Source organism: Acinetobacter sp. YH16051 (assembly GCF_013417135.1).
GTDB classification, from domain to species: domain Bacteria; phylum Pseudomonadota; class Gammaproteobacteria; order Pseudomonadales; family Moraxellaceae; genus Acinetobacter; species Acinetobacter towneri.
In genome coordinates this window covers 26338-40607 of the sequence record NZ_VPEN01000012.1, presented here as the reverse complement: position 1 = coordinate 40607, position 14270 = coordinate 26338, and the positions used below count along the sequence as shown (strand labels likewise).

Here is a 14270-nt window from a genome sequence, read left to right as displayed (position 1 = left end):
CTCAAATGAGGATTTGAAATGACTAAACAAAGTATAGATGATCAGGCGTCATTTTCCGCACCCATTGAAGATTTGCAAGTGCGAATTGCATTTTTGGACGATTTAGTTGAGCAATTGAATGAACAAGTGGTTCATCAAAGTCTGGAAATTGCTGATTTAAAGAAACAAATGCAGTTGTTATATCAGCGGGTAGAGTCGGCAGATTTGTCGGATGGGATTGCACCATTTGACCCGATGACCAATCGCCCACCACACTATTAATCAATCGTACTTAATCAACGGTATTGGTTTCCGTGCTGATTTTAATTTGACCTTTGCTGTACTTCCCGCTGTAATGCTCGGCTGCTGTGCCTGAATCTTTTAAACCCTATTGTGTCCGCTAAAGTTTATGTCCTCTAAAGTTGTATTACTTGACCTTGAAAACAACCTGCCTACCGCGACTTTGTTGCGAGAAATTGTTGAGCATCATCCGAGTGTGTATCTGTTTAATTGTGCAGGAAAATTTGAATATAACTTGCAGGATTTAACTGAACTCGCTGGCTGGATCAGTACGGGTCAACTTATGATTTTAGACAGCCCGCGCGCAGAGTTTAAAGAGTTTGAATATGCAGTGGTAGTTGGGCAACTGATGGCACTGCTAGAGCCAGAAACACAAGTTGAAGTGATTTCTGCGGCTGACAGTATTCAGATTTTAATGGAAATGTTGCAAGCATCTGAAATTGCCTGTCACCTGATTCATATTCAGCCTGAAATGCAGTCTGGGAAAAGCAAAAATCGTTTACCAAGCCCAATGGCAATTCGCAACAAACCTGAATTGCTGTTGGTAAAAAAGTATTGTGATGCGTTGGCAAAAATGTCAGGCAAGCCAACTAACGTAGAGGCTTTAAAAAACTCGATTGCCAATATTTTGCAACTTGAGGCAGACAAAGTGCAGCATGTGGTTGGTATGTTGATGAACCTGAAAATTGTAAAGCGGGTGGATGAGCAAATTAGCTTTCGTAAAAAAGTACTGAAGCAGTGGGTTCAACTTGACTTGGATGCTGTGGAAGAATCTACGCAAGAGGCGACAGTCACTTCTACAATCGTGGCGCAAACTGAAGCCGCAGAGGTACATCCTCAGCACAGTTTATTTAAAAACTTTAGCCAAATTGACCCTGTGCAATGGGAAGTTGCCAAAAAGTTACGTGAGCTAAAGGGTGAAAAACCGAAAGATATTTATGAGTTGCGTGATTTACTAGAGCGGTTATTTCCAAAGTCTGATATTCGTTTATTGCTCAAAGAACTGATTGAAAAAGGCTATATTTATTGGAATGGACATGAAGTTCTATATAGTCATGAAATGTTTTTAAGCTAAGTTTTAGAATTTTTCGATTAATGGCATGAGTCGATTTAAAACCCATCTGCAAGATAGTTTTTTATCGATACGACTGATTTAAGTCATCATTTATCAACCATTTAAAGTTTTGAAAATGATGCCTTTTCACGTAAGACGATTTTAAGCTGTTTGTAGGCAGATAGACTAAAACACTTGAAATAAATAAATCACAGCTTATTTTAATCTTGCGTTTTATATTGTGCTTATGCAACTCTAATATAAGAATAGAAAGGTTGTACTATGGAAAATACTGGAATTTGGGTTGCCGTTGCCATCATTATATTTGTGATGGGCTCTATTTTTGGTCTGCGTGTCAGCCCAAGAGAAAAAGCTTTAGGATTGATGCGTGAAAAAGCCCGAAAAATGGGACTACACCCTCGTTTGGTGGTTGCGCCTGACTGGACAAAAATCCCGAAAGCCACGGAATCACGTGCCAGTATGGTGGCGTATTACAGTGTACTCATTGCCGATGCACGTTTACCGTTAATGCGTGCTTTAGTGACAGACCAAAAGCTAGAACTGTTGCATGGCGATGAGAAATTCCAAGGCTTACCCATTGCATTAAAGGGCATTTATGCTATTGATATGCAGGCAAACTGTGTAGGAATCTATTGGGATGAAGAAGCCGATCTTCGCGCAACTCAATTAGATGAGATGAAAGCCTTTTTACATAGCTTGGCTGAACGTTAATTTTTAAACCATTAAATAGGAAATACGGTTACTTATGGCGAACGCTCCTCGGTCCACATCCAAAAGCACTGCAGCCAAATCTGAAGCTGGTCACAAACGTGCCTTAGTGATTGTGGAGTCGCCTGCAAAAGCGAAAACAATCAATAAATATCTTGGTTCGGACTACATTGTGAAGTCTTCGGTCGGTCACGTGCGTGATTTGCCAACCAGTGGTGGCGCAAAAACCACAGAAAAGAAAACCACCACCCGAACCAAACTGACCGAGGCTCAGAAAGCTGAAAAAGCTCAACAAGCATTAGTCAACCGTATGGGGGTTGATCCTGAACATGACTGGAAAGCACACTATGAAGTGCTGCCAGGCAAAGAAAATGTAGTCGCTGAATTAAAAAAACTGGCATCGCAGGTCGATGAAGTCTATCTCGCAACGGACTTGGACCGTGAAGGGGAAGCGATTGCGTGGCACTTAAAAGAAGTCATTGGTGGAGATGACTCACGTTATCAACGTGTCGTGTTTAACGAAATTACCAAAAATGCGATTCAAGAAGCCTTTAAGCATCCTGCGCGTTTAGATACCAACAAAGTCAATGCCCAACAGGCACGTCGTTTCTTAGATCGCGTGGTGGGTTTTATGATTTCGCCACTGCTCTGGGAAAAAATTGCCCGTGGTTTATCGGCAGGACGAGTGCAGTCAGTTGCGGTGAAGCTGGTTGTGGAGCGCGAGCGTGAAATTCGCGCCTTTATCCCTGAAGAATACTGGCAAGTCTTTGCAGATACTAAATCTGAAAAAGATGACATTCGTCTAGAAGCGGTTAAGCAAGCGGGTAAAACCCTCAAGTTACGCAACAAAGCTGAAACCGATGCTTTACTGAACTTGATTAAAGATGCGCAATACACCGTATCTGCACGTGAAGATAAGCCGACCAAAGTCAACCCAAGTGCGCCGTATATCACGTCAACGCTGCAACAGGCTGCGAGTACCCGTCTTGGTTTTTCAGTCAAGAAAACCATGATGCTAGCACAGCGTTTGTATGAGGCAGGTTTTATCACCTATATGCGTACAGACTCGACCTTCCTGAGTGATGACGCGGTCAATATGGTGCGTACGCATATTGAAGCGGAGTTTGGTCAAAAATATCTGCCTGCTAAACCAAATCGTTATGGCAATAAAGCAGGCGCACAAGAAGCGCACGAAGCGATTCGTCCATCTAATGTTGCGCTTAAAGGCGACAGTTTGGTGGGTGTAGAGCGCGATGCACAGCGTTTATATGATCTGATTTGGCGTCAGTTCGTCGCTTGCCAAATGACACCAGCCGAATATTTATCATCGACCATTTTGGTTGATGCCAATGGTGTCGAGTTAAAAGCCAAAGGTCGTACGCTAGTTTTTGATGGCTTTACCAAAGTGCGTGGGCAAAACAAATCGGATGATGATGTGTTACTGCCTGCAGTTAAAGTCGGTGAAATTCTTAAATTAGAGAAGCTTGATCCATCACAACACTTTACCAAACCGCCTGCGCGTTTTACCGAAGCCTCTTTGGTGAAAGAGCTTGAGAAAAAAGGTATTGGACGTCCATCGACCTATGCTGCGATTATTTCAACTATTCAAGACCGTGGTTATGTCAAACTGGAAAACCGTCGTCTGTTTGCCGAAAAAATGGGTGAGATTGTTACAGATCGTCTGGATGAAAGTTTTAATAACCTGATGAACTACGATTTTACAGCAGACTTGGAAGGTCAGCTGGATAAAGTTGCAGATGGAGAACGTAACTGGAAAGACTTACTCAACAGTTTTTATGGTGACTTCAAGCAGCGTTTGACCAATGCACAGGGCGAACAAGGCATGCGCCGTAATCTACCTGTAGAGGTTGATGCAGTACATTGTAAAGAATGTTCACGTCCAATGCAGATTCGTACAGGTACAACAGGGGTATTCTTGGGATGTTCAGGCTATAACTTGCCACCGAAAGAACGTTGCAAGGGAACTCTGAACCTAACTCCTGTCGAGTCGCTTGCTGCATTGTCGGATGATGATACCGCTGAAACTGCAGATTTGATGTCTAAAAAACGCTGTCCAATTTGCGAAACTGCCATGGACAGCTATGTGATTGATGGTGGTCGTAAACTGCACATTTGTGGGAATAACCCAGACTGTGCAGGTTTTGAGCTAGAAGAAGGCGAGTTCAAAATTAAAGGCTATGATGGCCCAACCATTCCGTGTGACAAGTGCGATGGCGAAATGCAGTTGAAAACAGGTCGTTTTGGCCCTTATTTTGCCTGCACCAGCTGTGAAAACACGCGAAAAGTACTCAAGAATGGTCAGCCTGCGCCACCGCGTGTTGATCCAATTAAAATGGAACATTTACGTTCAACCAAACACGATGATTTCTTTGTGTTGCGTGATGGTGCAGCAGGCTTGTTCTTGGCAGCCAGTAAGTTCCCGAAAGTACGTGAAACCCGTGCACCGAAAGTCGCGGAATTGCGCACAGTTGCAGAACAGCTTGATCCGAAATATCAGTTTATTTTGCAAGCACCCGATGCAGACCCAGAGGGTAATCCAACATTGGTGAAATTCAGCCGTAAGAATCAAGCGCAATATATTGGTTCGGAAACGCCTGAAGGCAAACAAACCAAATGGTCATTGGTTTACCAAGATGGTAAATGGGTTGAGGCTTAATTATCCAAATTAGAAAATGCTGGCTTCGGTCAGCATTTTTTTAAATCATATAATTTGAAATGTGAAAAATAAAAAACAGAGAGGTTTTGTGAATCTTAATCCAAAGAAAATAGCAGTATTAATTGATGCTGATAATACATCCATGGTGAATGTTGAAGTTGTATTAGAAGAGATCGCCAAATCAGGTATAGCAAGTGTCAAACGAGTTTATGGTGATTGGAGCAACCCAACACTAAAGGGCTGGTATGAAATATCACTTAAATGTGGCATGACACCTGTACAACAATATGCTTATACGGTTTCAAAAAATGCGACTGATATTGCAATGGTTATTGATGCTATGGAGCTATTGTATTCGGGAATATTTGATGGTTTCTGCTTAGTTTCTAGTGATAGTGACTTTACTCCCCTTGCTTTGAAAATTCGAGAGAAAGGGCTTTTTGTTCATGGTTTTGGTAAGGGTACAACACCAATATCTTTTGTAAACGCTTGTGATCGTTTCATTGATGTGAAAAACCTCACCAATGGTGAAACTGTAGATTTAAAAGAAAATACAAATGAGCAGGTGACACAAGGTCAAATTACAATTGATAAGGATGTGCTTGCACTAATTTTAAAAACAATACGTGATAAAGCTGATGATCATGGTTGGGCAAACCTTTTGGTTGTTCATCAATACATTAATGTTGTTAAGCCTGATTTTGATTCGAGAAATTATAAAAGAGCTAAATTTTCAGGCTTAATTAAATCGTTAGAATTATTTGAAATTAAAGAAGTTAGAAGTCAATTGTTGGTAAGAAAAAGAACTTTTAAGACCATTATCAAATTGACGCAAGAAGCTTTGAAACAGGTATCACATGCAAATAACTGGGTAAGTATTGCTTCAGTAGTTGATGCGATCAAGCGCTTGGATCCAGAGCTCGATATTGTTCCTTACGGATTCTCTTCTCTTGAGGAAGCAGTTTTAGCAATTGCGGGTGGCTGGGTCGAGTTTAAAGATAATAAGATTAAACTTGGTAAAGTGATTGCCTAAAGATATTTAAAGTATGTGGAAAAAAATCCGAATTTTATGCTTATTGCTGGTTTTACTGGTCGTTGCAGTCAATGCTTGGCGTGATCAGAATCAAGACTGGAATAAGCCCATCATCGTATTGTTACATCCAATCAATGCCGATGGACGATCAAATACCCAAAACTATATCAATACGTTAAATATCAATAATTTAAATTCTGCTCAAGACTATCTAAAACAAGCTTCTTTGCAGTATCGTGGGCAACCCATTGCGCTTTATTTCAAACAGGGGCGAGAATTAAAGGAGTTGCCACCAAAAGTGCCTGAGCAGGCATCACTACTTAATACTGTACTTTGGAGTTTAAAGTTCCGTTTTTACGCTTGGCAGCAACGACAAAGCAGTGATGGTACGGCAACCGTGACGCTGTACCTGAATTATTATGATCCGAGTCAAACTCAAATTTTGAAACATTCCACCGCTTTGCAAAAAGGCAAAATTGGCTCGGTGAATTTATTTGCTTCTGCTGCGCACAGTCAGCGTAATACGATGGTGATGGTGCATGAATTACTGCATACCTTTGGTGCCACAGATAAATACGATTTGAGCACAGGTCAGCCGATTTATCCGATTGGTTATGCAGACCCAAATCAGCAACCGTTATATCCACAACGACAGGCTGAACTGATGGCAGCTTATGTGCCACTTTCGCAAAACAAAAGTAAGATGCCTGACTCGCTACAACAGACACGTATTAACGAAATCACTGCCATAGAATTGGGCTGGAAATAATGTGGATAAGCATGTACTTATCCACATCTCTACAATAGAGCTTGTGTAAAAGTATGTGTTTAGGCATGAACCGAGCCATTTATATTCATGGGTTTATTCCTAAACCGATCTGTTAAACTATTCATCCACCCAGTACGATGAGTCACTATGAGTTTAGCCAGCCTAATTGATGAATTGAATCCCCAGCAAAAACAAGCAGCCACGACAGCATATCAACATAGTCTGGTCTTGGCTGGCGCAGGCTGTGGCAAAACCAAAACCATTGTGGCACGTGCAGCGTACTTGATTGATCAAGGTATTCCAGCCAATCAAATTCAAATTTTGACCTTTACCCGCCGTGCGGCGAGTGAAATTGTCGCACGGGTGGAGTTGGCACTGGGCGAGCAAGCCAAAGGCTTACGTGCTTCGACCTTTCATACTTTTTGTATGTACTTGTTACGACGTATTCCTAAAGCTTTTGGCTTGGAACAATTTTCTATTATTGATCGTGATGATCAGTTGATGATGTTTCGCCTCATTCGCGGAAAAGATGATAAGAAAAATCCAAGTCAGTTGCCTAAGCCTCAAGAATTATGTGATTTGTATTCTTTTGCGCGGAATACCCGTCAAAAACTGAGTGTGGCTTTAGAAAAGCAACAGCCTGAATATTTGGCATTAAAAGATCAAATTGCTGAAATTATGCAGGAATACGAAAGCCGTAAACGTGCACGTGGCTTTCTCGATTATGACGATATTTTGGCTGTGGTGGCATCGGCATTGGCGCAGTCGGAAGGTCTGGTCGATTATGTCGCGTCAATTTGTCAGCATCTTCTGGTCGATGAAATGCAGGACACCAATCCTTTGCAATGGGCTTTGCTTGAGCCTTTAAAAGATCGGGTCAGTTTGTTTTGTGTGGGCGATGATGCACAATCGATTTATGGTTTCCGTGGTGCAGATTTTGAAAATATTCATCATTTCACAGAGCGCGTACCCAATGCTCAAATTTTCAAATTAGAGCAAAATTACCGTTCTACGCAGGAAATTTTAGACCTGTCCAATTGGTTGTTAGATCAAAGTGAGATTCGCTATAACAAACGGTTGCAGGCGCATCGTGGTGATGGCATCAAACCCAAAATGCATATTTTCCCGAATGAATTTGATGAAGCCAAATGGATTGCGATTGATATTAAAGAGCGACATTTCTTGCAAGGCGCGCCGTGGTCAGATCACATGGTCTTGGTGCGTTCGAGTTTTGCAGCGCGACATATTGAAGCTGCCTGTATTGCGGCAAGTGTGCCGTATCGTTTTATTGGCGGCATGAAGCTCTTGGAAACTGCGCATGTAAAAGACTTGCTTAGTTTATTGCGCGTTATTGCCAATCCTTTAGATGATATTGCGTGGATGCGTTTTCTCACTTTATGGAATGGCGTGGGCGATGTCGGTGCGAGTAAGTTGGCACAGCAATTGTTGCTTGAACCGACAATGGATCAGGTGATTGAAAAGCTGGAAAAATTTGGACGCTTGCCAGAAAAAACTTTATTGATCATGAAGCAAATGGATGTCTTACGACATGAAGTTGCAGCTTGCGTCAGTTTAGGCATTGAAGCTATTCAGGAACAATTGGCAGATAACTATAAAAAAGACTGGAATCGTCGTCAGGGTGATTTTCAGTTGGTGCAACAACTGGCGGGTAAGCATGCGCAGTTAAGTGAGTTTTTAGAAGAATATGTGCTCGATCCTGTGTCTATTTCTGAAATTGAACGCCAGTCTGATACCGATGTGGTCACTTTAATCACCATTCACTCTGCCAAAGGTACGGAGCAAAAAGTCTGTTATGTGGCGAATGTGACTGCAGGGCAGTACCCGCATGCACGGGCGCAGGGCAGTTTTGATGATATTGAAGAAGAACGTCGAGTGCTGTACGTGGCTTTGACCCGTGCCCAAAATGAACTGATTTTAACCAAGCAAAATTTTAATTTATGGGCGCGTGATACGGTAGATGAACAAGGGCGCAAACTGGACAGTTATTTTTTGAATGATCTGACACGGCAGTTGTGTGCGATGGAAACTCATCACCGTACCCGTCAGCAAACTGTGAAAAGTGCCTTGGTGGAACGCCAAGCGATTAATTTAGATTTTGGCATTGATCTCGATTAAACTATGCCACAAGGTTTCCTGCAAAAAGTAGAGTAGGCGAGTGCTTTTTGATGTTTTTTGCCTATTTTAAGGTTGTAAGATGAAAATTTTAGTTCGTAGTTTAGAGCGCACAGTGACTGAAGAAGAATTGTTAAAACTTTTTCAGGAATATGGCACTGTAGAATCTTGTAATTTGGTGTTGGATGCTGCAACAGGAAAATCTAAAGGTTTTGCATTTGTAGAAATGCCACATGCACGTGAGGCAGTAAAAGCCATTAAAGCACTGAACACTTTGCGTCTGCATGGTCATGGAATACGCGTCAAAGCAGCAGAAGATAAGCCTGCATCAAAATAGTTCAAAGGGAGCAAAAAATGCTCCTTTTTTATGCGTGATTTTTAGTAAAAATACGAGATTGGCACTGCATTGGTGCGCGATTTTATCGCAGTAAAAATAGTGTATTTTTTATTGGGTGTTGCAGGAAAATCGGTTTAATCTAAGCTTCTTAGAACGCTAAATTGAGGAAATGCTCATGTCCCGTGTTGCTCGTTTTCATGCAGATCGTACCAATCAGAAATTATATTTCGCCCGTCTTTCATGTCAGCAGGCCGAGCAAACCGAGCATGTTCAGCAAGCGCAGGCACATCGTGAAGCTGCGGTGTTTCATTTAAATGGCGCGGTGCTGGCTTTTTTGCAGGAATTGGTGCGGTATTATCGTTTAAATGACAGTAATCCAACCCTTAAATCAATTGAAGAATTGATGGCAGCCAAAGGGCAGATTTCCCCTGAAGTGGCAATTTTGGAGCAACTGAGCAAATCGGGTTTTATTGCAGAGTTAAAGCGCGCTTATCGTTTATGTCAGTACACGCCCGAGCCAAGTGCACCAGAACCTGAACAGGAAACGTCATCCAATTTGATTATTAAAGTCACGCAATCTCCGCAAGCATGGCTACCAGATACGAAAATTTTGCGCGAATGGCATCGTGACTTAACCCAGTTGATTGATGGTTTTCGTAATGAAATGGTGGAATTTTAAGCCGACCAAACGCCCTTGAAAAAAATCTGATCAGCCCGATATAAATATTCTGAACGATGCAAAGTGCAAGCGCCTTTGCCGCCATGTCGAGCATGGAGGATATATGTCTATAGAGCAATTGAAAGAATTATTTGGTAATCAGGAAGCAATTTTAGAGCTGGTTCAGCTTGAAGGTGGCGAGTTGGCATTGCGTAATGCAGGCTCAGAGAAAGAGCCATTGGTCAAAATCCAGTTCAATGACGAAGTCAAAGCCATATTGGGCGATCAGACGGCTGTTGTGGCACAGCACATGATTCAGGCGGCATTATTTGGCTTGTTGGAAAAGCAGGTCAATGAATGGCATGCCGAAATTGTGGATGAACAGCCGCAATTTATGAGTTAATCCCAAAAGGTCTTTCGGTGATGAGCTATCTTTAATGAATAGATTGTCTATCTGCTTTGGTTAAAATCATGGACATTATTAGATAGTTTTTCATCAACACAATGAAAGCCAATCTATACGTCAACAAAAAAAGCGCAGCTTAAACGGTGCGCTTTTTGTGATTTTGGCTATGGGTTTTAGATGAATGATGCTCAATGCGTTGGTGGCTGATGATGGGCAATTTCAATTTGATTTAAAATATAATTGCTCATATTTTTCGCCATTTCTTCTTTGGCAAAATACACTTCACCAATGTTGTCTTTACGAATTACTTCCGCTTCGGCTTTGCTTTCTGCACACACCAAAACCTGAATTTCAGGGTTTAGGGTTTTGGCAATATCCACAATTTTATGAATATCCAAAATGTCCATAGGCGAGAGAACGAGTAGTCGTGCATGTTGAATATGTGCCTGAATCAGTACACCCGTTTCTGTGGCAATGCCGCTGACTGCAGCAATGCCTTTTTCGCGTAAGTCTTCGACAATTTCACGGTTTTCTTCCGCAATCACGACCTTAATATTTTCAGCCATTAAATTTTGAGTAATGCGGCGTCCGACTTCACCATGTCCAACAATCACCACCTGATCACGTAAATAATCTTGAGAAACTTCATCGGGCAGCATGGCTAAAGGGTCATTGCTGCGTTCAAGCAAACGCGCCAAATAAGAGCGTTCCCGAATCCAGTTTTGCACAGGCTCAATCGCAGAAAAAACAAAGGAATTGAGGGTAATTGAAATGAGTGCGCCTGCTAAAATCAGGTTTTGTCCTTCTAGTGACAGCAGTTGTAAAGATACACCTAGCGTTGCCAAAATAAAGGAAAACTCACCAATTTGTGCCAAGCTCGCGCCTACGGTCAAGGCTGTATTGAGTGGATAGCGGAAGAACAAGACCAATGCCATGGCTGCAATGGTTTTACCCACCATGATAATGCCGACGACCGCTAAAACGTGCAGTGGTTCTTCTATCAGAATACGCGGGTCAAACAGCATGCCCACAGCAACGAAAAATAGAATGGAGAAAATTTCACGTAAGGGTAAAGTTTCTTCTTCGGCGCGATGACTGAAATCAGATTCTTTGACCACCATCCCCGCAAAGAACGCCCCAAGTGCCATCGACACGCCAAAGATTTTATAAGCACCAAAGGCAATTGATACCGCAGCAGCGACCACAGTCAGGGTAAACAGTTCCCGCGAGCCTAAGCGAGCCACAATTTGCATAATGAAGGGCACAAGGCGTTTGCCAACAATCAGCATAAAGGCAATAAAGCCTGAAACTTTTAATAAAGTCAGTCCGAGTGTTAGCCAAATATTTTCATCACTGGCATTGTCGATAGCTTGTCCACCCAGTAATACAGCTGTGGCAGGCAAAAGCACCAATGCTAAGACCATCACTAAGTCTTCAACTAACAACCAGCCTACGGCAATTTTACCGTTCACGGAGTCGAGCAGGCCACGATCACCCAATGCTTTTAAGAGCACAACGGTACTGGCACAAGACAGACTCAAGCCAAAAATTAAGGCAGAACCAAAACTCCAACCCCACATCATCGACACGCCTACACCGAGCAGGGTCGCCACGGCGATCTGCAATACTGCACCAGGCAAAGCAATGCGTCGTACCTGCATTAAATCATTTAGCGAGAAATGCATGCCAACACCGAACATGAGGAACATGACCCCAAGTTCTGCCAATTGGTTGGCAAGATGAATATCTGCCACAATGCCCGGTGTGTTGGGACTAATGATGACACCTGCAATCAGATAGCCCATAAGCGGTGGAAGGCGTAAGCGCGCAGCGATATAGCCAAATACCAGTGCCAAGCTAAAACCAACGGCAAGTAAGATGATGAGTTCTACATCATGAGGCACGAGAAACTCCTAAGCCATGGTGAAGGTGCGGTCAAAAGACTGAAATAAGACAAGCACAAATAGTGCCAAAAAAGAAAACGAGGAAATTTTAACAAGTGAGGCAAAAAAAGTGCAAAAAAAAACGACCTGAATAAGGTCGTTTTTTAAAAAAGCTAAAATTATTTGATTTTAGCTTCTTTGAAAACTACGTGTTGACGGATTTTTGGATCAAATTTTTTGATTTCCATTTTTTCCGGCATAGTACGTTTGTTTTTAGTAGTGGTATAGAAATAACCTGTACCAGCTGTAGAAACTAAGCGAATCTTATCACGCATTGTCCTGACTCCTTACTTAGATCTTTTGACCTTGAGCACGAAGGTCAGCAACAACCTTTTCAATGCCCAATTTGTCGATAATACGCATACCTTTAGTGGTTAAACGAAGACGTACGAAACGTTTTTCGCTTTCTAACCAGAAACGGTGGTTGTGCAGGTTCGGCTCGAACCGGCGCTTAGTTTTGTTGTTGGCGTGTGAGACGTTGTTACCAACGACTGGACGCTTGCCGGTAACTTGGCAAACCTTAGACATGGTGTAACTCCATTGATTTAGCCAACAGCAAATCTGTATGGCCAGTCAAAAATAAACGGATGAATTCATTCAAGGGGCGTTTTATATCAAAAATACGCTTAAAAGACAAGCGATTTTCTTCAAAAACAGCATGAGCGTGTTTGATAGCTCATGCCTTGATCAGTTAACGAAGAAGCGTCTTCGAAATCAATCGATGAATCGGCTTATCAAATGGGGGGAGAATGAACTTCAAGCTGTAAAGCTTCGGATTAGACATTACCGACCGTTCATGTGACAAGCTGAAAAAACCTTCTGGACCGTGATATTTCCCCATGCCCGATGCACCAACACCACCAAATGGTAAGTCATCTTGTGCAACGTGGGTCAATACAGTATTGAGTCCGAAATGCCCTGAATGGGTTCGCTGTGCGACATAGTCGGCACGCGCCTGATCAAAGTCGAAATAGTATAAAGCAAGAGGACGCGGTCGGCTATTAATAAACTCGATTACATCATCAATTTGTTCATATTCTAAGATTGGCAGGACTGGACCAAAGATCTCATTTTGCATAATTTGCATGTCTGGACTGACATTGGTCAGTACCGTTGGTGCCATTTTACGGGTTGCAGCCACATTTTCACTTTGCGGATTAATTTCAATAATATTTGCACCTCGCTCACGTGCATCTTCTAAATAGCCCTGTAAGCGACGATATTGTTTGTCATTAATAATAGAAGTGTAGTCTTGGTTATCACGAATATGCGGATACATTTCGGTCACAAATTGCTCGAAATGCTCCATAAATTCGGCAGTTTTGCCTTTAGGCAAGAACATATAGTCGGGTGCAACACAGGTTTGTCCAGCATTCCAGAGTTTACCTACCGCAATACGCTGCGCTACATCGACCATATCGCTAGATGGATGCACCAAAACAGGGGATTTTCCACCTAGTTCTAAAATGACAGGCACAAGGTTTTGTGACGCGGCAGCCATTACAGTTTTGCCGACTTCGGTAGAGCCTGTGAAAATAATTTTGTCAAAAGGCAAATGACAGAACGCATCGGAAATAATACCGCCGCCATTAATTACTGCCACCAATTCCTGTGGAAATGCTTCGCTCATGGCGTTTTCCAGTACTTTACCAAAATGCGCAGAAGCACTGGAAATTTTGATCATGGCATGGTTGCCTGCAGCCAAAGCACAGATCAGTGGGCCTAAAGACAACAGCAGCGGATAGTTCCAAGGTGCAATAATGCCAATTACCCCTAAAGGTTGATACTGTACCCATGCTTTTGCAGGTTGGTGGATAATACCAACCTGACGTTTAGATGGCTTCATCCAGTCGGTCAGGTTTTTGCTGTAATATTTGATATGTTCCAAGCAGGTAAGTAATTCACCAATTTTGGTTTCTGCAATGGCGCGGTTGCCATAGTCACGGTTAATGGCTTCGGCAAATTGATCCTGATATTTCACAATCACACGTTTTAAGCGGGCTAAGCGTTCAATGCGTTCTTTGGCACTTGGGACAGGATGACGCTGATAGGCATATTTCTGCAATGCCAAAATATCATCCAGACGTTGTAAATCGGGTGAATGTGGGGTCATTGAAGTTGTTTTTGTTTGACTGTTCATGGCATGTTACCATTCAATAAAAGCAATATAAGTTAATTTTTAGAGTATTTACTCTAATCAGTCAAGTGACTTTATGTTTTCATGCCCCCCAAATTTTAAAGAATGGTTGTTT

General features: G+C 42.3%; 14 protein-coding genes and 1 pseudogene. 11 read left to right on the top strand and 4 right to left on the bottom strand.

All coding sequences use genetic code 11. The features are described from left to right. Positions 1-18: 18 nt before the first annotated feature. From FTV41_RS10585 to FTV41_RS10540, 11 genes and pseudogenes are all read left to right on the top strand, one after another. Positions 19-261, top strand: a complete 243-nt coding sequence (locus FTV41_RS10585; protein WP_004976120.1) for a SlyX family protein — start codon at positions 19-21, stop codon at positions 259-261. 127 nt (positions 262-388) lie between these two features. Continuing rightward, entirely contained in the window at positions 389-1354 is a 966-nt protein-coding gene (locus FTV41_RS10580) for a hypothetical protein (protein ID WP_179996531.1), read from the top strand. Between the two features lie 261 nt (positions 1355-1615). Then, positions 1616-2065: an ammonium transporter gene (locus FTV41_RS10575; RefSeq protein ID WP_004976129.1), complete on the top strand. Its 450-nt coding sequence runs from the start codon at positions 1616-1618 to the stop codon at positions 2063-2065. Between the two features lie 34 nt (positions 2066-2099). Then, complete coding sequence (gene topA, locus FTV41_RS10570) at positions 2100-4739, top strand: type I DNA topoisomerase (protein ID WP_167845766.1); 2640 nt, start codon at positions 2100-2102, stop codon at positions 4737-4739. A gap of 88 nt (positions 4740-4827) precedes the next feature. Further along, positions 4828-5541: pseudogene (locus tag FTV41_RS10565) on the top strand (NYN domain-containing protein); the annotation flags it as partial. Further along, positions 5527-5772, top strand: a complete 246-nt coding sequence (locus FTV41_RS15210) for an OST-HTH/LOTUS domain-containing protein (protein ID WP_257221943.1) — start codon at positions 5527-5529, stop codon at positions 5770-5772. The pseudogene FTV41_RS10565 and the gene FTV41_RS15210, both read left to right, overlap by 15 nt. A 13-nt stretch (positions 5773-5785) precedes the next feature. After that, positions 5786-6541 carry a hypothetical protein gene (locus tag FTV41_RS10560; RefSeq protein ID WP_179996530.1) on the top strand — a complete coding sequence of 252 codons (756 nt, stop codon included), beginning with the start codon at positions 5786-5788 and terminating at the stop codon, positions 6539-6541. A gap of 147 nt (positions 6542-6688) precedes the next feature. Then, positions 6689-8677 (top strand): ATP-dependent helicase, encoded by a 1989-nt coding sequence (locus FTV41_RS10555; protein ID WP_179996529.1) that lies wholly within the window; start codon positions 6689-6691, stop codon positions 8675-8677. Between the two features lie 79 nt (positions 8678-8756). Further along, entirely contained in the window at positions 8757-9011 is a 255-nt protein-coding gene (locus tag FTV41_RS10550; RefSeq protein ID WP_004976139.1) for an RNA-binding protein, read from the top strand. A gap of 175 nt (positions 9012-9186) precedes the next feature. Further along, a complete protein-coding gene (locus tag FTV41_RS10545) occupies positions 9187-9690 on the top strand; it encodes a DUF6586 family protein (protein ID WP_179988458.1) in 504 nt (167 codons plus the stop codon). A 103-nt stretch (positions 9691-9793) separates the two neighbouring features. After that, on the top strand, positions 9794-10072 hold the full coding sequence (locus FTV41_RS10540; protein WP_131261040.1) for a hypothetical protein: 279 nt from the start codon (positions 9794-9796) through the stop codon (positions 10070-10072). Between the two features lie 191 nt (positions 10073-10263). Here FTV41_RS10540 and FTV41_RS10535 read toward each other — a convergent pair whose 3' ends face one another. The 4 genes from FTV41_RS10535 to FTV41_RS10520 form a co-directional block, all read right to left on the bottom strand. Further along, positions 10264-11979, bottom strand: coding sequence for a cation:proton antiporter (locus FTV41_RS10535; RefSeq protein ID WP_179996528.1), 1716 nt, complete (start codon positions 11977-11979; stop codon positions 10264-10266). Between the two features lie 158 nt (positions 11980-12137). Then, on the bottom strand, positions 12138-12293 hold the full coding sequence (gene rpmG, locus FTV41_RS10530) for a 50S ribosomal protein L33 (RefSeq protein ID WP_004976146.1): 156 nt from the start codon (positions 12291-12293) through the stop codon (positions 12138-12140). Positions 12294-12309: 16 nt separating this feature from the next. Next, a complete protein-coding gene (gene rpmB / locus FTV41_RS10525; protein ID WP_004976147.1) occupies positions 12310-12546 on the bottom strand; it encodes a 50S ribosomal protein L28 in 237 nt (78 codons plus the stop codon). Positions 12547-12709: 163 nt separating this feature from the next. Continuing rightward, positions 12710-14158 (bottom strand): coniferyl aldehyde dehydrogenase, encoded by a 1449-nt coding sequence (locus tag FTV41_RS10520; protein ID WP_004976148.1) that lies wholly within the window; start codon positions 14156-14158, stop codon positions 12710-12712. Positions 14159-14270 lie beyond the last annotated feature (112 nt).